The organism is Algivirga pacifica (assembly GCF_039543525.1).
Lineage (GTDB): Bacteria > Bacteroidota > Bacteroidia > Cytophagales > Flammeovirgaceae > Algivirga > Algivirga pacifica.
On the sequence record NZ_BAABJX010000032.1, the window covers coordinates 36,261 to 57,533 of the forward strand.

General features: G+C 39.4%; 17 protein-coding genes. 7 read left to right on the top strand and 10 right to left on the bottom strand.

What is annotated here, in order from left to right; genetic code table 11:
- Positions 1-56 precede the first annotated feature (56 nt).
- A complete protein-coding gene (locus ABD985_RS10475) occupies positions 57-1,562 on the top strand; it encodes an MBOAT family O-acyltransferase (protein WP_345371519.1) in 1,506 nt (501 codons plus the stop codon).
- A gap of 244 nt (positions 1,563-1,806) precedes the next feature.
- Here ABD985_RS10475 and ABD985_RS10480 read toward each other — a convergent pair whose 3' ends face one another.
- Both ABD985_RS10480 and ABD985_RS10485 read right to left on the bottom strand, forming a co-directional pair.
- Complete coding sequence (locus ABD985_RS10480) at positions 1,807-2,949, bottom strand: DEAD/DEAH box helicase (RefSeq protein ID WP_345371520.1); 1,143 nt, start codon at positions 2,947-2,949, stop codon at positions 1,807-1,809.
- A 471-nt stretch (positions 2,950-3,420) separates the two neighbouring features.
- Positions 3,421-3,906, bottom strand: a complete 486-nt coding sequence (locus ABD985_RS10485; RefSeq protein ID WP_345371521.1) for an SRPBCC family protein — start codon at positions 3,904-3,906, stop codon at positions 3,421-3,423.
- Between the two features lie 223 nt (positions 3,907-4,129).
- Between ABD985_RS10485 and radA the strand changes: the two genes are divergently transcribed.
- The gene (gene radA / locus ABD985_RS10490; RefSeq protein WP_345371522.1) at positions 4,130-5,524 is read left to right on the top strand and encodes a DNA repair protein RadA; all 1,395 of its coding nucleotides are present in this window, start codon (positions 4,130-4,132) and stop codon (positions 5,522-5,524) included.
- Positions 5,525-5,731: 207 nt separating this feature from the next.
- A complete protein-coding gene (locus ABD985_RS10495; RefSeq protein ID WP_345371524.1) occupies positions 5,732-7,624 on the top strand; it encodes an OmpA family protein in 1,893 nt (630 codons plus the stop codon).
- A 33-nt stretch (positions 7,625-7,657) separates the two neighbouring features.
- Here the strand turns inward: ABD985_RS10495 and ABD985_RS10500 are convergent, their stop codons facing one another.
- Complete coding sequence (locus ABD985_RS10500) at positions 7,658-8,704, bottom strand: hypothetical protein (protein WP_345371526.1); 1,047 nt, start codon at positions 8,702-8,704, stop codon at positions 7,658-7,660.
- A 678-nt stretch (positions 8,705-9,382) separates the two neighbouring features.
- Here ABD985_RS10500 and glgP point away from each other — a divergent pair.
- The 3 genes from glgP (at position 9,383) to ABD985_RS10515 (ending at position 13,660) form a co-directional block, all read left to right on the top strand.
- A complete protein-coding gene (gene glgP, locus ABD985_RS10505; RefSeq protein WP_345371527.1) occupies positions 9,383-11,038 on the top strand; it encodes an alpha-glucan family phosphorylase in 1,656 nt (551 codons plus the stop codon).
- 393 nt (positions 11,039-11,431) lie between these two features.
- Positions 11,432-12,220 (top strand): hypothetical protein, encoded by a 789-nt coding sequence (locus ABD985_RS10510; protein WP_345371529.1) that lies wholly within the window; start codon positions 11,432-11,434, stop codon positions 12,218-12,220.
- Between the two features lie 111 nt (positions 12,221-12,331).
- Complete coding sequence (locus tag ABD985_RS10515; protein ID WP_345371531.1) at positions 12,332-13,660, top strand: NCS2 family permease; 1,329 nt, start codon at positions 12,332-12,334, stop codon at positions 13,658-13,660.
- 75 nt (positions 13,661-13,735) lie between these two features.
- Here ABD985_RS10515 and ABD985_RS10520 read toward each other — a convergent pair whose 3' ends face one another.
- From ABD985_RS10520 to ABD985_RS10540, 5 genes are all read right to left on the bottom strand, one after another.
- On the bottom strand, positions 13,736-13,984 hold the full coding sequence (locus ABD985_RS10520; protein WP_345371532.1) for a hypothetical protein: 249 nt from the start codon (positions 13,982-13,984) through the stop codon (positions 13,736-13,738).
- 274 nt (positions 13,985-14,258) lie between these two features.
- The gene (gene hisF, locus ABD985_RS10525; RefSeq protein WP_345371533.1) at positions 14,259-15,014 is read right to left on the bottom strand and encodes an imidazole glycerol phosphate synthase subunit HisF; all 756 of its coding nucleotides are present in this window, start codon (positions 15,012-15,014) and stop codon (positions 14,259-14,261) included.
- A gap of 10 nt (positions 15,015-15,024) precedes the next feature.
- Complete coding sequence (gene hisA / locus ABD985_RS10530) at positions 15,025-15,738, bottom strand: 1-(5-phosphoribosyl)-5-[(5-phosphoribosylamino)methylideneamino]imidazole-4-carboxamide isomerase (protein ID WP_345371535.1); 714 nt, start codon at positions 15,736-15,738, stop codon at positions 15,025-15,027.
- 75 nt (positions 15,739-15,813) lie between these two features.
- On the bottom strand, positions 15,814-16,401 hold the full coding sequence (gene hisH / locus ABD985_RS10535) for an imidazole glycerol phosphate synthase subunit HisH (protein WP_345371712.1): 588 nt from the start codon (positions 16,399-16,401) through the stop codon (positions 15,814-15,816).
- 192 nt (positions 16,402-16,593) lie between these two features.
- A complete protein-coding gene (locus ABD985_RS10540; RefSeq protein ID WP_345371537.1) occupies positions 16,594-17,943 on the bottom strand; it encodes an NfeD family protein in 1,350 nt (449 codons plus the stop codon).
- A gap of 531 nt (positions 17,944-18,474) precedes the next feature.
- On the opposite strand from ABD985_RS10540, the gene tgt reads away from it, so the two are divergent.
- On the top strand, positions 18,475-19,605 hold the full coding sequence (gene tgt, locus ABD985_RS10545) for a tRNA guanosine(34) transglycosylase Tgt (RefSeq protein ID WP_345371538.1): 1,131 nt from the start codon (positions 18,475-18,477) through the stop codon (positions 19,603-19,605).
- A 50-nt stretch (positions 19,606-19,655) separates the two neighbouring features.
- Here tgt and ABD985_RS10550 read toward each other — a convergent pair whose 3' ends face one another.
- Together ABD985_RS10550 and ABD985_RS10555 are read right to left on the bottom strand one after the other, a co-directional pair.
- Positions 19,656-20,327: a hypothetical protein gene (locus tag ABD985_RS10550; protein ID WP_345371540.1), complete on the bottom strand. Its 672-nt coding sequence runs from the start codon at positions 20,325-20,327 to the stop codon at positions 19,656-19,658.
- 63 nt (positions 20,328-20,390) lie between these two features.
- A complete protein-coding gene (locus ABD985_RS10555) occupies positions 20,391-21,215 on the bottom strand; it encodes an enoyl-CoA hydratase-related protein (protein ID WP_345371541.1) in 825 nt (274 codons plus the stop codon).
- Positions 21,216-21,273 lie beyond the last annotated feature (58 nt).

A 21,273-nucleotide genomic window follows, 5' to 3' on the forward strand; every position in this document is an offset into this window, starting at 1 on the left:
CACTATCGGAATATTGAATTAATCCCTATTTTTGTGATAATCTAACCAAACAGACTATGTCAGAACTTTTTACGTACTCAGAGAACTCTCCTCTTCTGTTTACACAAACAGCCTTTTGGATTTTCTTTGGCGTCATTATTATCGGATATCACTTTCTTCAGGACCGTATCAAGGGTAGAAATATCATGCTACTAATTGCTAGCTTGTACTTCTATTACTTGTCTAGTGGCTTCTATTTCCTACTCTTGATCTTCTCTACTTTTGTGGATTATTATATTGGTGGAGCGATCTACAAGAGTACCCATAAAGGAATAAGAAAGTTGCTGGTCACCTTGAGTGTGACGATTAACCTTAGCTTATTAGCCTACTTCAAGTATACCTATTTCTTTACGGATGGGATCAACACTTTATTTGATACGGATATAGAAGTCAATAACTTTCTGGCTGTCTTTCTGAATACGTTTGGAGCGGATATGGACACCAGTAATATCTTCTTGCCTATCGGTATTTCCTTCTATACTTTTCAGACCATTAGTTACTCTGTCGATATCTATAGGAATCAGCTAACTCCTACTAAGAGTTTGATGGACTTTGGACTCTTTGTAAGTTTCTTTCCCCAGTTGGTCGCTGGCCCTATTGTACGCGCCTCTGAGTTTATCCCACAGATCTATAAAAAATTTAGTTTAGACCAACGCGCTTATGGACAAGCGATCTATTTGATTATGTGTGGTCTTTTCAAGAAGATCTTTATTTCTGATTATATCTCCATCAACTTTGTAGATCGTATTTTCGATTCCCCTGCCAGCTATACGGGATTTGAGAACCTAATGGCTTCTTATGGGTATGCGATACAAATCTACTGTGATTTCTCTGGATATACAGATATAGCGATTGGTGTAGCAGCACTCTTAGGGTTTCAATTACCGCTCAACTTCAACTCTCCATATAAAGCCTTGGACATTACAGACTTCTGGAGAAGATGGCATATTTCCCTTTCTTCTTTCCTAAGGGACTATTTATATATTCCGCTGGGAGGTAACCGTAAAGGAAAAATACGCACTTATTTCAACCTATTCATGACGATGTTCCTTGGAGGACTATGGCATGGTGCACACGTCCGTTTCCTTATTTGGGGTATACTACATGGAGTGGCATTGGGTGTTCATAAAATATGGATGGAGAAAACAGGCAGTCATAAGAAAAAACATTCCCTGGGAAGGAATATACTGATGGGAGTGATTACGTTCCACTTCGTCACCTTCTGTTGGATATTCTTCAGAGCTTCGGATATGGAAGCTGTTACTGCGGTACTTACGCAAATCAGCAGCAACTTCAACTTCGCACAGATTCCTGAAGTTATTTCGGCCTACAGCAAGCCATTTATGGTGATTATCTTAGGCTTTGGTATTCACCTATTCCCTCAAGGGTTAAAAGACCAACTAGGAAAGGTCTTTACGCAAATGCCGGATTTGGCTAAGGCTGCTGCTATTGTACTACTCGCACTACTCCTCTTTCAAAGTAGATCTTCGGATATTCAGCCGTTTATCTATTTTCAGTTCTAATACATTTGTAGGGGTATGATGATTAAGTTTGAATAAATAGCGGTCTTACTGTTAAATCGCTTTGTTGAATCGTTGAATCGATGAATTTCACCTTCGGTGAGTTGATTAGTTGATTGATCTTTCACCTCATACTCGATCAACAAATCAACTCGATTCAACGAGCGAAGCTCAATTCAACTCTCCAAAGGAGAATTTCAACGATTCAACAAAGCGGTTTGCTAGTACGACAGTTATCTACTCATCGTTAATATCCTTGCAAATCAATAGTAGCTGCATCTACAGTCTCCACTTGCTTCTTCATCTTCTTCTGAATCACCTTAAAATGGTGCTCATCTTCCTCAGTAATAAACGTATAGGCTTCTCCTGTTTGCTCTGCCCTACCCGTACGTCCAATTCTATGAATAAAGTCCTTTGGAGAACGAGGTAACTCATAATTAATCACATAAGGCAAAGCATCAATATCCACTCCTCTGGCTAACAAGTCAGTCGCTACTAATGCCGTCAATTCACCATCCTTGAACATTTGTAGGGATTTCTTACGGTTCCCTTGCCCTTTCTTACTATGAATGGCCCTTGCCGTAATACCATTTTTGAAAAGTTTATCTGCGACCACATCTGCCTGATGGGTAGAAGAAGTAAAAATTAATACTTGTCGAATATTCTTTTCAATAATCAAGTGACGTAAAAGTGGTCCTTTACGCTCAGGAGTGACCTGATAGGCAAGCTGCTTGATCAACGTGATATCCTGCTCCTCTTGTCCAAGATCTACTACTACCGGATCTTTTAACAACCCTGCCTGAATGGTATTGATATCTGGACTTAATGTAGCGGAGAATAATAGATTCTGTCTCATAAAAGGCAGTTTCCCTAATATTTGGTCCATCTCTTCCTTAAATCCCAGGTTGAGCATTTTATCCGCTTCATCCAATACTAGTGTACTCACAGAAGAGAAGTTCACCGCATTCTTCTCATACAATTCCAATAAACGTCCCGGTGTTGCAACCAGTACATTGATATTATTGAGTTTTTGCATTTGAGGATTAATCGATACCCCTCCATATACCGCCATAGAACGGAAAGGATAAGGAACATATTTCTCAAAAGAACGAAATACCTCCTCTACCTGTATAGCCAACTCGCGAGTGGGTACCAATACCAAGGTATTGATATGTCTGTTCTTCAACTTGGTAACTCCTTCCAGGTTTCTAAGAATAGGCAACACATAGCTCAGTGTTTTTCCTGATCCTGTTTTGGCAATCCCTAACACATCCTGTTTTTTTCGTACTGCCGGAATCACTTCCGTTTGTATAGGGTATGGCTTCTCATAATTCATGGCTGCCAGGGCATCCAGCAAATAGGAAGGTAATTTTAGTTTCTTGAATGACATAATTTCTCGTAGTTGTCCTTTTTAATATTTTGGCAAAGGTACGAGTATATCTTTTGAGGAAGGCTATTTTAATCATTAAAAATAGAGTATCCCTTACTGTTTGTAGAATTGATAGAACAAACACAAATGACGTGAGACTTTTAGAAAATGGTTCTACAACCTAAATATACATATCAATTTACTTCCTAATCAGTGAGTTTTCAGCCTGCTATGCAATGAACGTACCTCCCTTACGTTCTACCCGCCTATATTAGTAATAGAAAATAAAAGTCAATCACTGTGAGCTATTTAATAGAACATATCATCAAACAAATACCCTATCCTTCTCTTTTTGAAGTTAAGGTATTTCCTATTCGCTTTATCCTTTATAAGTTAACTTGGGAGGTAGGAACAGGGTTTCAAGTATTATTTCCACTCTACTCCAGTTTCATAAGAGATGTTATTACATGGACATAATAATAACCTTTCCTGCTATAAAGCAAACACCTTCTTATAAATCGGCTTTCGATACAAAAACTGTCCATACATGGCAGGAAATAGTAATAAATCCATAATACTACTTCCTGTGGTATAGGTAACATCATCGACAATCACTGTATGCTCTCCGTGACGAATCAGACGGTGCTTATGCTTCCATTCCGTAAGACCCAAAGGCAACTTATCCCCTTTATCCACAAAATAAATTTCTCCATGAAGATGTTGTTGCTCCGTTACCACACTAATCCAATTTTGACGAAACAATAAAAAATCCAAAGACAAAGCGACTCTATCCCCTGTTTCACACCCCTCAAACTGTTTGACCTCTAACTTTGGAAAAGGAGGGGCTAATTGATTGAATAGTGTTTGATTAAACCCTTTCCAGACCTGTTCATAAGGTTGTTTAACTTGTGTAGCCACTTCAAAATGCATAACAATGTAGGATATATGGATGTTATTGAATTTATGTAAAATATACATTTAATAACGTTTAGAAAATGAAAGAGTTTTGTTTAAAATATTGATTATTGTCTCTTAGATTCTATTATTTTTACCATTCAGAGCTTATTAGGAATACTCAGATATAAGATTTTTCTATCTAAACCAATATTCCTAATAAGCTCTTACAGGAAATTATTGATACATTATTATTCAATATGATCCATGATCAAACTGCTAACTGAATATTTAAACTATTTTTATAATGGCTAAAAAGGTCAAAACCGCTTTTTTCTGCCAAAACTGTGGGCACGAATCGGCAAAATGGCAAGGCAAATGTCCTTCCTGTGGTGAATGGAATACTTTTGTAGAAGAAATCCTTCAGGATAAATCAGCTGCACCTCAGAAGGGAGATTGGAAACCTGCAGGCAACGTGGCAGAAGGCAAAAAAACGGTTAGCAAACCGCTAAAAATTGAGGAAATCACCTATTCTGAAGAGCAACGTATCATTACCAAAGATGCTGAACTTAATCGTGTATTAGGAGGGGGTATTATGCCCGGGTCTGTTGTTTTGATTGGTGGAGAGCCCGGTATTGGTAAATCTACGCTCATGTTACAAATTGCCCTTACCCTCAATCAACAAAAGGTGCTTTATGTTTCTGGGGAGGAAAGTGGACAACAAATTAAGCAACGTGCAGAACGTTTGCCATTCGATTCCGACAACTGTTATATCCTTACGGAGACCAATACCCAGCAGATCTTCCAACAAATAGAGCAAAACAAGCCAGATGTCTTGGTCATTGACTCTATTCAAACGTTATCTTCCTCATTGCTAGAAGCTGCTGCAGGAAGTGTTTCTCAGGTCAAAGAGTGTACGCTGGAGCTGATTCGATTTGCCAAGGAAACCAATACACCGGTATTCATGATTGGTCACATCACTAAGGATGGAAACCTCGCAGGGCCAAAAGTACTGGAACATATGGTCGATACGGTATTACAGTTTGAGGGAGACCGACACATGACCTACCGTATTCTTCGTACCACTAAAAACCGTTTTGGCTCTACCTCAGAACTTGGCATCTACGAAATGCAATCCGTAGGACTAAGAGAAGTCAGTAATCCTTCTGAAATTTTGATTTCCCAAAGAGATGGAGGATTGAGTGGGATTGCGGTTGGCACAATAATGGAAGGAAATCGTCCATTGTTAGTGGAGGTGCAATCTTTGGTGACTCCTTCTGTGTATGGAAATCCCCAACGCAACAGTAACGGCTTTGATAGCAAACGTTTGAATATGCTTCTAGCCGTACTAGAAAAACGAGGTGGATACAAATTAAGCTTCTCGGATATCTTCCTCAATATTACAGGAGGACTAAAAGTAGAAGACCCTGCCATTGATCTGGCTGTATGTGCTTCCATGATCTCTTCTCATGAAGATTGGGCCTTGGATGGACAGGTATGTTTTGCGGCAGAAGTAGGTCTTGGAGGTGAAATTCGAGCCATCAGCAAAATAGAGCATCGAATCAGTGAAGCCGAAAAGCTAGGATTCAAGCATATTTTTGTTTCCAAGTTTAATATGAAAGGCGTGAAGCAAGAAGATCACAATATACGTATCCATGCCATCGGGAAACTAGAAGAACTAACGGACTACCTCTTCACTTAATGTTGATTCGTTGAATCGTTGAATTGAGCTTTGCTCGTTGATTCGAGATGAATCGTTGACTGATTCAATTCTAATTGAATACGCAATAACAAATCATTAAACAAATCAACTCGAATCAACGGGCGAAGCCCAATTCAACGATTCAACGGTTCAACAACTATTATGCTTCTAAATTTTTCATCCTTTTCCAATCAAAACAACAAACCTATGAAACCACTTCTACTCCTACTCTTACTTAACGTATTGCTACTTCCATCGCTATTTGCTCAAAGCAAAAAAGCCATCAAGGCATTTGAAAGAGGTTATCAGCATATGATTATGCGAGAGAATACTGATGCAAAGAAGTACTTCAACGAAGCCATCACCTTAGAGCCTTCTTATGGAGATGCCTTATATGCTTTGGGACAACTCTATTACTTTGAACGCAATATTCCCGCCATGAAAAAGACTTATGCCCAGCTACTGGAATGTTGTGGACAATCTCCTGAGTTTTCCAGTGTCAATATTATCATGGGAAGATTAGCGATTGGAGAAGGTAATTATGATCAGGCACAGATTTATGCCCAACAATATATGGATCAAGGGGAAGATGCCCCAAAACGTTCCCTAGCCTCACAGATCTTATCCACCGTAGAGTACGCCAAGGAACAATTACAACATCCTCTGGACTATACTCCTCAATCCCTACCCAATGAGGTAAACATTAAGCAACAGCAATATTTCCCTGTGATCACAGCTGATCAAAAATATCTGTATTTTACTGCCAGAGACGAACAGGGAGATGAAAACATTTACCAATGTGTCAGAACAGCATCCGGTTGGTCTACCCCTGAATCCATTGAATCCTTAAATACTCCTTACAATGAGGGAACTTGTAGTATTTCTGCAGATGGGAAAACCATGATTTTCACCTTCTGTGAGAATACCCGTAGAAGGTTTTCCTATGGTAGTTGTGACCTTTTTATTAGTTATAATGAAGGAGGTGAATGGTCAGAGCCTGTCAACATGGGACCAGCCGTTAACTCTCCTGACTGGGACTCTCAACCCTCACTATCCGCTGATGGACGTACGCTTTACTTTGTTTCAGACCGTAGGGGCGGACAAGGACAATCTGACATCTGGGTATGTAAACAAGATGACCAAGGCAAATGGATGCCCGCTAAAAACTTAGGAATGCCCGTAAACACTTCTCAGGATGACATTTCCCCATTTATTCACGCTAATGGTACTACCCTATTCTTTGCTTCCAAAGGACATTTGGGTATGGGAGATCATGATCTGTTTCAAGCAGAGCTTCAAAATGGTGTATTTTCTGAGCCTAAAAATCTAGGATATCCTATCAATACCTTCTCTGAGCAAGTTTCCTTATTTATTACGGCTGATGGAAAGCAGGCTTATTACTCCATGGAAGAATACAATCCTAATACCTATGCTAACCGTAGAAATCTAGCTTCCTTTACACTTCCTGAGGAAGTTCAAATTAATCCTAGTGGGTATATAAAAGGAAAAGTATTAGACAAGAATAATCAAGCTCCTGTAGAAGCACGCATTACCCTGATGGATATTATATCCGGAGATACCATCTCATTATTTAAGTCAGACAAGCAAACTGGAGATTATCTGTCTGTACTTCCGAAAGGCAAGCAATATGCTATGCATGTATCTGCCGAAAACTATGTTTTTCATAGTATGTCTTTTGACTACCGCAAAAGTAATACAGAGGGACTGACACAAGATATCTACCTGTCTCCTATCACTACAGGTACTAAGATTACTTTAAACAATCTATTCTTCGAGATAAACTCATTTAAACTTCTAGATGCCTCCAAAGTAGAGTTAGGTAAACTGGCTGATTTCCTACAAAAAAACAAAACCATACGTATTGCGATTAATGGACATACTGATAATGTTGGTAGTTCTGTCTACAACCTACAACTATCTCAAAAAAGAGCTGAATCTGTTGTAACCTACCTTAAAAAGCTTGGCATTACTGATGACCGACTGCATGCAAAGGGCTTCGGTGAAAAACAACCTATTGCTCCTAACGACACCACCGCTAATAAGGCCCTCAATCGTAGAATTGAATTTGAGATTCTATAATAGAAAGGGCGTCCGTTGTGGACGCCCTTTCTATTATTTTACCTTCTTGTATTTTTTTGCCGTTTTCAGTAAGAACTCAAGATGCTCCGTCATAATCTCTCCCATGTTATCACATTTCAAGTACCCTTGATGGTTATAATGCTCAGCAAGGTCCTTTCTTAGGGATACGACATTTTCCTTAGGGGATAAATGATCTTGTCGCATAACTTCTAATAAGTCTTTCACCTTATGTCCTGAGGCTGTGAAACGGTTTGCAATCATAAAGCGTTCTTCAGCCTGATATTGCTGTTGAGATTCCGGTGAAATTTTCCCTAGTCCTAATTCAATGATCGGCATGTTTTGTTTATAGAATTGAGGAAAGTAAATATTCTTACGCCCTTCATAACATTGCTGGTCAAAATCAATCGATCGTATCCTATAGTTGATTTCATCAAAATCCGGAATCATATTGACCACAAAATTACTGGAATGCATATCTCCCAACAATTGGGCAAAACATCGCTCATTAAACTTAATAAACTCCTTTGCCAGACGAATCTTATTTTGCCTTCCATCTTCCAGGTAGTTATTGATAAACATATCTCCAGGTATTCCAGCAATATGCTCCTCGATCAATGTTTGCTCACTTACCAGATAGTTTACCCTATTCGGAGAAAGAATATCTTCTAACTCCAACCCATAAACACGGGAAGCATCTGCTACTTTTATATAGAAGTAATCAAAGTTATCATTAATACGGTTGACTACCCTTACACGAAATGGCTGTGTATTACCATAAGCACACAAATCTACTCGGTCAATATATAAGTGCTCCAATAGGTCGATATTACCATCAACCTTTAGTGTGGCATATATTTTCTTTAAACTTTGATGTATACTTTCCCTATCATAGGGATTATAAATAACAGTCAACCATAAGGTATCTTCTCCCTCACTATCATAAAGAGGAATAGCCTCTTCATAACGTCTCATATCTTCGTATTGAATAGAAATTGGGGATATTCGGTTGTATTGCTCCAGAAAGTCCTTCAACAAACCCGTCACCTTGAAAGGGACTTTCTTTCTACTAATCATTGCCATAAGCTCTCTATAATGTATGTTAGTTGTCTTTTTATCACTTTAAATATAACAGGTCTTAGTGCATACTTGATCCCTATTAAGTAATATTTATACCTATCCGTGCCTTCTATAGCACTAAACCAGCCAAGCACTCCAAAAAAAACAACTTTTAGGTATTTATTACGTGAGTTTCATCATCCTTGGCCAACAAAACGGGAAATCTATGGTTTCATGAACATTTCCGGATGTATTTACTTTATATCAATAGTAGGGAGGTTCTTCTATTTATAATCTATATAATCCCTCCTATAATTAGGTCTATTCACAAATCAATGATTCTATATCTCTTTCTGTATTTACGACATTATACCCTTATGTGGGAAAATTGATAAAACCGTGTTGTTATAGCCGAAAAGAGATACTACATTCCTGTTACATTCCAAAATGACGACAGATTAGTCGAGGACAAAATTTTCTATAGAAGATGTTCATAGTAATATCACTATTCACGGTTATTTACAATTTTTTCAAAAATTCTTACTTATCGCAACCCGTTGCTATGGAAACGCAGCTGCGAACATGACTTTTATCATCAAAATCATTCCTATATTTGCAAACATTGCCAGTGCAATTAAATATTACTGTTGTCAAAAACAGACCAAATTAATCTTTAGAAGATTCATTTAATAAATAAATACCATGTCACGTTTCGAACAATTCAAGCATTCTTACGCTTACGATCCAAAGTACAAGACTCGCGCCGCTTACTTCTCAATGGAGTTTGCTATTGATCAACCATTCAAAATCTATTCTGGTGGTCTTGGTTTCTTGGCTGGATCTCACATGAGAAGTGCTTATGAGCTGAATCAAAACCTTATTGGAATCGGTATCCTATGGACATTCGGTTACTATGACCAAATCCGTAAAGGAAACCAGGAGATGGACTCTCTTTTCCAAGAGAAGATCTATAACTTCTTGGAAGACACAAACATCAAGTTCACGATTGAGGTAGACGGTCACCCAGTATGGGTAACAGCAAAATACCTTGCTCCTGAGGTGTTCAATACTGTTCCAATGTTCTTCTTAACGACAAACATCCCAGAGAACGACTACTTGGCACAATGTATCAGCAACAACCTATATGATGCTGACATTAACGCTAAAGTTGCTCAGTACATTCTATTGGGACAAGGTGGTGCAAAACTATTGGACGAGTTGGAGTACAACGCTGAGATCTATCACATGAACGAGGCGCACGCTCTTCCTGCAGCATTCCACCTATATAACAAGTTCGGCCGTAACTTGGACGAAGTGAAGAAACACCTAGTGTTCACTACACACACTCCAGAAGAGGCAGGTAACGAGAAGCACGATATCCAGTTGCTTGACAAGATGGGTTACTTCGAGGGAGTACCATTGGCAGAAGTAAGAAAAATCACTGGTATCGACGGAGAGGAGTTCAGCCACTCTTTGGCAGCACTTAGAATGTCTAAAATTGCCAATGGTGTATCTGCACTTCACGGAGAAGTTTCTCGTGGAATGTGGAACAAATATGACGATATCTGTCCAATCGTTTCTATTACTAATGCTCAGAACGCTCCTTATTGGAAAGATGAGGTAATGTATGAGGCATTGGGTAAAGGAGAGGACGATAAACTAATCGCTCGTAAGAAATACTTGAAGAAGAAATTGTTCGAGACCGTAGCAGACCAAACAGGTAAACTACTAGATCCTAATGCGTTGACTATCGTTTGGGCTAGACGTTTCGCTGCTTACAAGCGTGCTGACTTGATCACTAAAGACAAAGAGCGTTTCGAGCGTATCCTAGCGAGCACTGACCGTCCAGTACAGATCATCTGGGCAGGTAAGCCTTATCCAATGGATTACGGTGCGGTATCTATCTTCAATAGCTTGGTACACTTGGCTAAGAACTACAAGAACCTTTCTGTATTGGTAGGTTATGAGTTGAAGCTTTCTAAGAAATTGAAGCAAGGTGCTGATATCTGGTTGAACAATCCACGTGTACCTAGAGAGGCTTCTGGTACTTCAGGTATGACTGCGTCTATGAACGGTGCGATCAACTTCTCTACTAACGATGGATGGATTCCTGAGTTTGCTAACGGAGAAAACGCATTCGTAATTCCTCGTCCAGATCTAAGCAAGCCTATCCACGAGCAAGATGCTGAGGATATGAACAGCCTATTGGATATGTTGGAGAACGAAATCATTCCAATGTACTATGACAGACCAGAGGAGTGGTTGCAAATGGTGAAGAACTCTATGAACGACGTTCTTCCATTCTTCGACTCTAGCCGTATGGCATCTCAGTACTATGAGAAAGTATACAACTACTAAGGTAGAAGGTAATAGGTAAAAAGTAATAGGTCATAGACTTATGTCTTTACTTCACTTACTTTAATCACTACCTATTCTTAAAATACAATCCCCTATTCTTGTGAATAGGGGATTTTTTTTGGCCCTACTCTACACTCAAACAAATTGTACTTTTACAATACTATTATTCATAAAGTATATTCAAGTGAAAAAGAGATAACCACATAACATACTGCATAATATGTAAAAAATACGTTTGTTAATATTATGCAACACGTCCTAACAATCCATATCAAAAGATTTTTTTACTAACACCAAATGTTACATTTGCACTATTCTAATAGTAATTAAGGAGTTTTAAAGTTTTAAGACTTCATTCTTTCCATCACAACGACAAACAAATTTAATCAGCGGATGAAAAAGCTATTTTCCATCTTCATTACCATCGTCGCTTTGACGATCGCAAGCGACGCAATGGCGCAGAATTGGAATTCCACCTTTGTCCAGGCTTACTACGGAGGCGGCTATGACGATTTTAAAATCAACAACAATACCGCCGACGGTAACATGATGACCGTAACACTACAGCATGCGAGCTCGTGGAAATACGGAGGTAACTTCTTCTTTATCAACTACACCTTCGCTCCTGAAGGGTTTATGAACTTCTTCAATGAAGAAAACACAGGAAGCAAGTCTAGAATTTACTCAGAATGGTCTCCTTACCTTAGCCTTTCAAAAGTGACTGGTAAAAACGTAGGCTTTGGTCCTATCGCTGATGTATCAGTTGAGGGTTCCCTTAACGTTGGTGACGGCTTTAGAGCTGGTTTGGGAGGTGTTGGTCTTACTTTCAAAACTCCTATGGGTACTTTCCTGAAGTTGATCGGTTACTACCGTAAAGACAACTTCAATGAGGCTACCGCTCAAATCACTGGGGTATGGGACATCCCTGTATGGAAAAAAGGTGGTGTGCGCTTTGAAGGATACTTTGACCTAATCCCTAACGAGCAAGGTCTAGGAGAGAATGGTATCCACTGGGGTACAGACTTCCTATCACAAGCTCGTGTATTGTTTGATGTAGGTAGACACACGATCTTCAAGAACGATACTGCTAACAAACTAGAAATTGGTTTGGATTACTACATGCACTTCAACAAGTTAATCAGCACAAACGCTCCTCAGGTAGCGGTAAGATGGAGCTGGTAAACTTCCTAATATAGTTTAACTATTCGAATGAAAAGTTTCACTAATCGGTTATTGTACCGTTGGTGAAACTTTCACTTTTAGTGATTCAATTTTCTATATCAAGAATATTTTATGAAAGCATTATTCAATTATTTTGGCATTGACGGCAAGGAAATCACTGTCAAGAAAGAGGTTATTGGAGGGGTTACCACATTCCTGACCATGGCCTATATTCTTTTTGTGAACCCTTCTATTCTTGCCAGTACAGGAATGGATGAGGGCGCCTTGTTTACCGTAACCGCCGTTGCTGCCATTATTGGTACTTTGCTAGCAGCTTTCTGGGGAAAAGTTCCTTTTGCGATGGCTCCAGGCATGGGATTGAACGCCTTCTTCACTTATACATTAGTCATTGGACAAGGTATTCCTTGGCAAACAGCCTTGGGTATCGTATTCCTTTCCGGATTAGTATTCGTTGGATTAACCCTTATGGGAGTAAGACAAAAAATCATTGATGCTATTCCAGTATCATTGCGTATCGCTACTTCTGCAGGTATTGGTTTGTTTATCAGTTTCATTGGTTTACAAAACATGGGGCTTATTCAAGATAACCCGGTAACGCTGGTACAGATGGGATCTTTTATGACGGCTGAAGGTGCTTTCAACACACCTCTTCTATTGTCTATTCTGGGAATGCTTCTAATCGCTATCCTAGAGTACCATAAGGTGACTGGATCGATCTTCATTGGTATTATTGCTACCACTATAGCGGGTATCTTCACAGGTGATGTTTCATTGCCAACTGCTATTGTTTCTGCTCCTCCATCGATTGCTCCTATTGCTTTCAAACTAGATGTACTGGGTGCTTTACACCTTGCTTTCCTTGCGCCGATCTTCTCCTTTATGTTTGTGGACTTGTTTGACTCTTTGGGAACGATCGTAGCATGTTCTTATGAGGCTAAATTAGTAGACAAGAATGGTCGTATTCCACGTTTGGGTAGAATCCTTGAGGCTGACTCTATTGCCACTTTGATTGGATCTTTATTGGGTACTAGTACAACAACTACCTATATAGAATCTGCTTCTGGTATCTCTAATGGTGCTCGTACAGGTTTTGCTTCAGTCGTTACCGCTGCATTGTTTGGGGTAGCCTTGCTATTCTCTCCATTGATTGGTATCGTGCCAGCATTTGCTACTGCTCCAGCACTAGTAATTGTAGGGGTATTTATGATGAAAAATATCAAGATGGTTGACTTTGACAATCTAAGAGAAGCTGTTCCAGCTTTCTTGACGATCGTCTTGATGCCATTGACATACAGCATTAGCCACGGCTTGACCTTTGGTTTCCTATCTTACGTGATTATTGCACTACTTACAGGCAATATCAAAAAAGTAAGTGTAGTAATGTGGATTATCGGAGTGCTTTCAGCAATCAATCTTGTTATATCTGCAGGACTTGTTTAAGAGCTGTCTATAGTATATTCAAAAAAATGCCTTCCTTTTATTAGATAAAGGAAGGCATTTTTTATTTAGTGTGATTCATTTCAAATACTTAAAAAGCTCTCTTAAATCCACGATGTGACAATACTTTTCGAGTACCTCAGAGACAGGAGAAACATTAACCTGTGTCTGCGCATCTTCCACTACTTCAATCAAAAGGTTATCATAATGATAAAGGCAATGCAGCACTCCCTTCATCGTTCTGTCTCCAATATATTCAGCAAAGTACCGTACCGTTTCCAACTGCTTCATTAAAGAAAGCTGTGAAAAATAATGATCTTTCAGCATAATAATGATTTATGGAAATTGTGTTCAAAAAAACATTAGAAGTAAATGAGACTTTAATCATTTCTTCTATGTCATTATTTATTACGGTAATTCTCTATACATAAACTACTTAGCTGCTGTATATATAAATTAGTGGAGAGGATTCAGAGAACCCAATAAAATCACTTTTTTAACATAATAATAACATTGAAAGGTAAAAGGTAAGAAGTATAAGGTAATAGACTCAACCTTTTACCATTACCCTCGTTAGGGCGACCACATGGGGTCACCCCTACTAATGACGCATTTCAATGTCGTTGTCCAATAGATATTGCTTTAGATCTGGGATCGCAATTTCCTTGAAATGGAAAATACTGGCAGCTAGAGCTGCATCTGCCTGATCTTCTTTAAAGATATCAGCAAAATGCTCCATGGTTCCAGCCCCACCAGAGGCAATCACTGGGATGTTCAGTAACTTGGTCAAATACCCTGTCAACTCCAGTGCAAATCCATTCTTGGTACCGTCATGATCCATAGAAGTAAGGAGTATTTCTCCAGCTCCTCTTTCTTGTACCTCCTTTGCCCACTCAATGGTTCTTAGTTCTGTTGCCTCTCGTCCTCCTTTGACGTGTACAATGTGTTCTCCGTCTACATAGCGGGTATCAATAGCCACTACTACACATTGAGAACCAAACTCTCCTGCCAGCTCGTTAATCAACTCAGGACGCTTAACAGCAGAAGAGTTGATCGATACTTTATCGGCACCCGCCTTCAATAAGACAGAAACATCCTCAATGGTACTAATACCTCCTCCCACGGTAAAAGGGATATTGATCTTACTCGCTACCTTAGTTACCAACTCCACTAAAGTCTTACGTTTTTCTACGGTCGCCGTAATATCCAGGAATACTAGCTCATCAGCTCCTTCCCTACTGTATATTTCTGCTAATTCCACAGGATCTCCTGCATCTTTGAGATCAACAAAGTTCACTCCTTTCACAGTCTTTCCATCCTTGATGTCCAGACATGGTATGATTCGTTTTGTTAGCATATCCTATTTCCTAAAAAGTTAATTCCTCCACTTTAATAGCTCCCTCATAGATCGCCTTTCCTACTACTACTCCATAAATTCCAGCCTCATTCAAAGCCTCTAAATCATGCTTTCCTGAAACCCCTCCACTCGCAATCAATTTCAGTTCAGGGTGCGCGGTCTGTATTTTCTTGTACAACTCAATGGCCGGTCCCTGCATCATCCCATCTTTGCTGATATCTGTACACAATACATACGAAATTCCCTTCTTTACATAATCATCGATAAACGTCAATAATTCTACAGAAGAGGTCTCCTGCCAACCACTCACTGCGACCATCCCATCTTTAGCATCTGCTGCCAGAATCATACGATCCGCTCCATAGCGAGTAATCCATTCTTCAAACTTCTCTTTTTGTTTTACGGCAATACTCCCACAAGTCACCATATGTGCACCAAAGTCGAAGGCTTTCTTCAGATCTTCTTCCGACTGAATTCCTCCTCCAAAATCTACAATCAGGTCTGTTTGTGTGGTAATTGCTTCCAACACCTTATTATTAACAACCGTTTTAGCCTTTGCACCATCAAGGTCTACCAAATGCAAGCGTTTAATTCCTGCATCTTCAAACATTTTAGCGACTTCTACTGGATTGTCATTATATACTGTCTTATTAGCATAATCTCCTTGTGTCAGACGCACACATTTCCCATCGATCAAATCGATAGCTGGTATTACTTCTAGCATTTATTATGAAATTTTTCGTGATCTTATTGAATAAATGATATTGGGGTATTTAGATGCCCTAATAGGGCGTCCCTACTACAGTTCCAGGAAGTTTTTCAAAATTACACTCCCTGCCTCACTGCTCTTTTCAGGATGAAACTGCATCGCATAAAAATTATCCTTTTGAAGAGATGCGCTAAAATCCACCGCATGTGTACTTTGAGCTGCTGTTTCTGGGCTTAAGGCTGCATAATAGCTATGAACAAAATATACGTAGCTCTCTGCAGGCAACCCTTCAAATAATAGACCTTTCATATGATGTAACTTATTCCACCCCATCTGTGGCACCTTCACTCCAGCATTCGCAGGAAAGCGCTTCACATCTACATCAAAAATCCCTAGACAATCCACATCACCTTCTTCTGAATGCTTGCACATCAACTGTAACCCCAAGCAAATACCCAGTACAGGTTGCTTTAGATTAACAATCACTTGGTCTAGCCCTCTTTCCTTAAGGTATGCCATCGCTGTGCTAGCCTCTCCCACTCCCGGGAAAATTACCTTATCCGCTTGTTGGAGCAACTCAGGATCATCTGTCACGATAGGATTTACCCCTAATCGATTCAACGCATAAATCACCGATTGTACGTTGCCTGCATTGTATTTTACAATGGCTACTTTCATCATTAATATTCGTTGTTAGTAATTAGTAATTATCTTGGATGCTAAGCCCCTAACCAGCTAGCTTTCTGTTCATGATGTTTAATTGAGCTTCGCTCGTTCATAATGTTTAGTTGTTTTTTTAGTATTTCAACTAAACATGATGAACGAGCGAAGCTCAATTAAACATCATGAACATATTATCCTCGCATTTTGTTATTCTGCTAATTTTTGAACCTTCAGGGCTGCCCCTGTCTGCTCAACCACTTCTACTTTTTCACCCTTATCAATATAGCCTCCTCGAGTAAATGCATCATACAAATCTCCATTGATCATTACTTTACCTGATGGACGCAATACAGTATGAGCAACTCCTACGCTACCAATATGATGTTCATATAAGAAATCTGATGTATATCCCTCCTCTTTGCTAAATGTCTGTTCTAAAGCAATTCTTTTAAACATAGGAGAGGTCAGTAATCTAGAGCCTAGTGCAATAGCCCCTGCCACAGAGAATACGAAACCACTCATGGCTACCACAATCGCCTCTACAATACGCTCAGAAGACACAAACGTGAAGTCAAGCCAATCATTATTCAGCATTACCAACACCAATCCTCCAATCGTACATATTAGTCCCGAAACACCTGCTACTCCAAAGCCTGGAATCACAAACGCTTCTAAGGCCAGTAACAACAGCCCTACAAAGAACAATATGATTTCCCAGTTGGCCGCTAACCCATTTAAATAATAGGGTGTAAAGTAAAAAATGGCCGCCAGAATAGCTGCGGCAATGGGGAAGCCAACTCCCGGTGTTTGTAACTCAAAATAAATCCCTCCAAGAATCACCAAGATTAACACACCACTAATCAGCGGATTCATGAAAAAGGCAATCACTCTCTCTGCGACAGTCAAATGGTAGGTTGTAAGCTCATAGGAAGGAATATCCAGTTGTGTTAATACACCTTTCAACGACTCCTGTTGTCCTTCACAAAAACCAAACTGCATTGCTTCCTGGGTAGTGAACGTCAGCACTTTGCCAGCATCTGAAATCCCTTCCACTTCTAGACTTTCATCCACCATAGCTTCAGCTATCTTAGGGTCCCTACCGTTAGCCTCGGCAGTAGATCTCATCATGGAACGCATATAGGATTGATACTTATCAGGCATTGCCTGTTGTTGTCCATTTACCACTGTGGCAGCACCAATATTTGCTCCTGAAGCCATGTAAATACTATCACAAGCCAAAGCTATTAACGCACCGGCTGAAGCTGCATTCTTATCGATCAATACATAGGTAGGTTGAGTAACCTGTAACAGCATCGTACGAATCTTATCGGCATCATCCACCGTTCCTCCATACGTATCCATATCCACCAAGATTACTTCTGCTTTTTGCTTGTCTGCCTCTTTCAGGCCTAACTCCACATACCTACTCATCCTAGGATCTATAGGTCCTTTAATTTCCAATACCATTACCTTCGTTAAGGTATCCTCTTGTCCCATCACTGTAAAAGGGAGCAGTAACACCAAAAAAAAGCTATATATCAACCCAAATTGTCTCATAATTTCACCAATTCATTGTCTCCTGTCCTATATAGAAAGAAAATTCTTCCGAAAGTGAAAATAGCACTTCTATTTGACGAAACATAACTATTTCTTTATATAGTTATATAACCACTTATATAATATAACTAAAAATAAGCCTTTCACCACATAAGATATCGTTAAAGTACAATTGGAAGAAGGAAGAAGGAAGAAGGAAGAAGGAAACTACTGACTGAAAAGGATTAAAGCCTGTTCACAAAAAATTATTTTCCATTAATAATGGAGTAATGTAAGTCTCTGCCTTAAAACAAGGGACCTCAAAGAATAACCGTTCAAATCACTTTAACATAGCGTTTTTTATTAGATGTCGCTCTATAAACAACAGGTAATTCACCATCAACTATCAGATTAAATACCTCCTTATTCCTTTCTCCTTCATCCTTAAACCTTCTTCCTTCTAGTCTAAAAGAAAAAAATATAGAGCAATAGCACATTTTTGGTAAATTTGCGGTTGGAGAAAAAAAGAATATTAATAAGGATATACACTATATGAAATTTGAACTACAGCACACCGACCCTCAAACGAAGGCTCGTGTTGGAGAGATCACTACTGATCACGGGAAAATACAAACCCCTATTTTCATGCCCGTAGGTACCGCTGGAACGGTCAAGGCTGTACAGCAGAGAGAATTGAAAGAAGATATCAATGCCGATATTATTTTGGGCAACACTTACCATCTATACTTACGTCCGGGCCTAGACACACTGGAAAAGGCAGGAGGTCTTCATAAATTTAATGGATGGGACCGCCCTATCTTAACGGATAGTGGAGGGTATCAAGTTTTCTCTCTATCGGGTAACCGTAAGATCAATGAGGAAGGAGTTATCTTCAAATCTCATATTGACGGTTCCAAGCACGTCTTTACACCTGAGAATATCATGGATATACAGCGTACCATTGGTGCTGACATTATCATGGCCTTTGATGAGTGTACTCCTTACCCAGCAGACCACCGTTATGCGAAAGAGTCTATGGAGCGTACTCATCGTTGGTTGAAACGCTGTACAGAGCAATTTGACAGTACGGAAGGCAAGTATGGTTACAGCCAAACGCTATTCCCTATTGTTCAAGGAAGTACCTATAAAGATTTGCGTAAACAATCTGCAGAGACTATTGCTAGTTTTGAGCGAGAAGGAAATGCAATTGGTGGCCTTTCTGTAGGAGAGCCAGCGGAGGATATGTACGAAATGACTGACCTTGTAACGGACATTCTTCCTAAAGACAAACCTAGGTACCTTATGGGAGTAGGAACCCCTGCCAATATTCTTGAGGGAATAGCCTGTGGTGTCGATATGTTTGACTGTGTTATGCCAACACGACAAGCACGTCACGGACAATTATTCACCACTCAGGGAATTATTAACATTAAGAACAAAAGATGGGAACAAGACTTATCTCCTATTGATGCGGAGTTAGGTGGTTATGTTAGCACATTTTATAGTAAAGCTTATTTGCGCCACCTTATTCGTTCTCAAGAGTTGCTGGGCGCACAGATTGCTAGTGTACACAACTTGACCTTCTACCTATGGCTCGTAAGACAAGCTAGAGAACATATCTTGGCGGGAGATTTTAGAGAATGGAAAAACATTATGGTTAAAAAGCTAATGCAAAGACTATAATGCTGTTGAATCGTTGAACTTCATATTGAAGTTCAACGATTCAATAATAATTAAAGCATTAATAATGCGCTATCTACATCCTTCTGCACCTTATCACATTGCTTCAGGATACGTTGATAGGCTTCTCTCTTTTTCTTTGCAGAGCGTTCTAACTCAAAAATTAGATTAGTGAAATAAATATCAGAGAAGGCCTTTTGCTTAAGTAATACTCGTTCGTAGAAATCATAATTACGTCTCATAAAAGGCATTAACTCTTCTACTATAAGTTGATCATAATGGTGTGTAGTATTCGCTACTTCACCATAGTCATAATAAAAAGAATATAAACGGAAGTTGAGATTGAAATCAGAGAAAACCATAGGGTCTCCTACCAATGCCACCGACTCATAAATAGAAATACTTTTAGCAGGGAACACCTCCAAATCGGTAAGTTCCAACAATTCTTCTATAATTTCACCCGCCTTAGTTTGTCCACGTTCATTCCTTATGGCATTGATATTATCATAAATAATCAGTTCTTTTTCGATAAAGGCGATTGCATTTTTCAGCTCCTTCTCGGTTGTCCTCATATTATATGATATCGTGGTCAAATACTGTCGCTCCAAGGTGCGCTGATCAGTTGATCCAAGTTGCTGATACAATAAATACATTGGAAGGGAAACCGCAAGCATTACTACTAATAGATCAATAATACGGTTACCTATATATCTAATCATCTCCATAAATTCTATTTTTCATTTATTTATCACAGGGCAATCCCTTGTGCTAGATGGCGGCATCTCTTACTATAGGCCTTCCCAAATGGGTTTTCTTTTTTCCTTAAAAGCCATTATACCTTCTTTAGCATCTTGTGTCTGCAATGTCTGTTGAAGCATATCGCTTAAGTATGCTTGATTTTCAGAGGTATTTATTATACACAATTTTCTATAGGCTTTCATCCCCATTCGAATGGCAGAGGGAGAGGCAAAAGACAATTGTTCCAGGACTTGCTGTACTACTTCATCCAATTGCCCTTCTGCTGCTAAATGAGTCAATAAGCCTGCTTCCAATGCTTCTGTTGCCGTAACAGAGCGTCCCGTAAGACTCCACTCCATCGCTTTTCGACCAGGCATAATTTCCATTAGGGCTGCCATCACCTGAAAAGGAAAAATTCCCCTTTTCACCTCAGGTAACGAAAAGAGTACTCCTTTCTCTGCAACAACAAAAGATGCATTTGCCAGTAACAGAAAGGCTCCCGCATAAGCATTAGCATGTACTTTACAGATACAAGGCTTTAAACATCTACGTACTACTTCTCCTATCAACACCTTCTCTGTAGGGGCGGGAATAGTAGAACTATTAGAGGTACTATCTTCCCGAAAAGCCTTTAAATCTGCCCCTGCACAAAACACCGGTCCATTAGCTTGTAACAATATATTCCATATCGCTGTAGTATGATGAGCATAAGCAAATGCAAACGCTAACTCATTAAGTAAAGGGGGGTGCATTGCATTCCGCTTTTCAGGTCTATTTAGAGTGACCACCAAAGTATTCTGTGCTATCTCGACCTGTAGAAACTCAAAAACATATTGATCAATATATTGTACTTCAGAAGCAGTATAGTAGGCCATATAAGGGGATTTTTGTGTAGCTATTAGGGTTGTTTGTTCTACGACAGTTGTCTTTTAC

Excerpts from the sequence above, each read along its gene's own strand:
- ABD985_RS10475 (WP_345371519.1), top strand. The coding sequence starts at position 57 with ATGTCAGAACTTTTTACGTACTCAGAGAACTCTCCTCTTCTGTTTACA.
- ABD985_RS10480 (WP_345371520.1), bottom strand. The coding sequence starts at position 2,949 with ATGTCATTCAAGAAACTAAAATTACCTTCCTATTTGCTGGATGCCCTG.
- ABD985_RS10485 (WP_345371521.1), bottom strand. The coding sequence starts at position 3,906 with ATGTATATTTTACATAAATTCAATAACATCCATATATCCTACATTGTT.
- radA (WP_345371522.1), top strand. The coding sequence starts at position 4,130 with ATGGCTAAAAAGGTCAAAACCGCTTTTTTCTGCCAAAACTGTGGGCAC.
- ABD985_RS10495 (WP_345371524.1), top strand. The coding sequence starts at position 5,732 with ATGAAACCACTTCTACTCCTACTCTTACTTAACGTATTGCTACTTCCA.
- ABD985_RS10500 (WP_345371526.1), bottom strand. The coding sequence starts at position 8,704 with ATGGCAATGATTAGTAGAAAGAAAGTCCCTTTCAAGGTGACGGGTTTG.
- glgP (WP_345371527.1), top strand. The coding sequence starts at position 9,383 with ATGTCACGTTTCGAACAATTCAAGCATTCTTACGCTTACGATCCAAAG.
- ABD985_RS10510 (WP_345371529.1), top strand. The coding sequence starts at position 11,432 with ATGAAAAAGCTATTTTCCATCTTCATTACCATCGTCGCTTTGACGATC.
- ABD985_RS10515 (WP_345371531.1), top strand. The coding sequence starts at position 12,332 with ATGAAAGCATTATTCAATTATTTTGGCATTGACGGCAAGGAAATCACT.
- ABD985_RS10520 (WP_345371532.1), bottom strand. The coding sequence starts at position 13,984 with ATGCTGAAAGATCATTATTTTTCACAGCTTTCTTTAATGAAGCAGTTG.
- hisF (WP_345371533.1), bottom strand. The coding sequence starts at position 15,014 with ATGCTAACAAAACGAATCATACCATGTCTGGACATCAAGGATGGAAAG.
- hisA (WP_345371535.1), bottom strand. The coding sequence starts at position 15,738 with ATGCTAGAAGTAATACCAGCTATCGATTTGATCGATGGGAAATGTGTG.
- hisH (WP_345371712.1), bottom strand. The coding sequence starts at position 16,401 with ATGAAAGTAGCCATTGTAAAATACAATGCAGGCAACGTACAATCGGTG.
- ABD985_RS10540 (WP_345371537.1), bottom strand. The coding sequence starts at position 17,943 with ATGAGACAATTTGGGTTGATATATAGCTTTTTTTTGGTGTTACTGCTC.
- tgt (WP_345371538.1), top strand. The coding sequence starts at position 18,475 with ATGAAATTTGAACTACAGCACACCGACCCTCAAACGAAGGCTCGTGTT.
- ABD985_RS10550 (WP_345371540.1), bottom strand. The coding sequence starts at position 20,327 with ATGGAGATGATTAGATATATAGGTAACCGTATTATTGATCTATTAGTA.
- ABD985_RS10555 (WP_345371541.1), bottom strand. The coding sequence starts at position 21,215 with ATGGCCTACTATACTGCTTCTGAAGTACAATATATTGATCAATATGTT.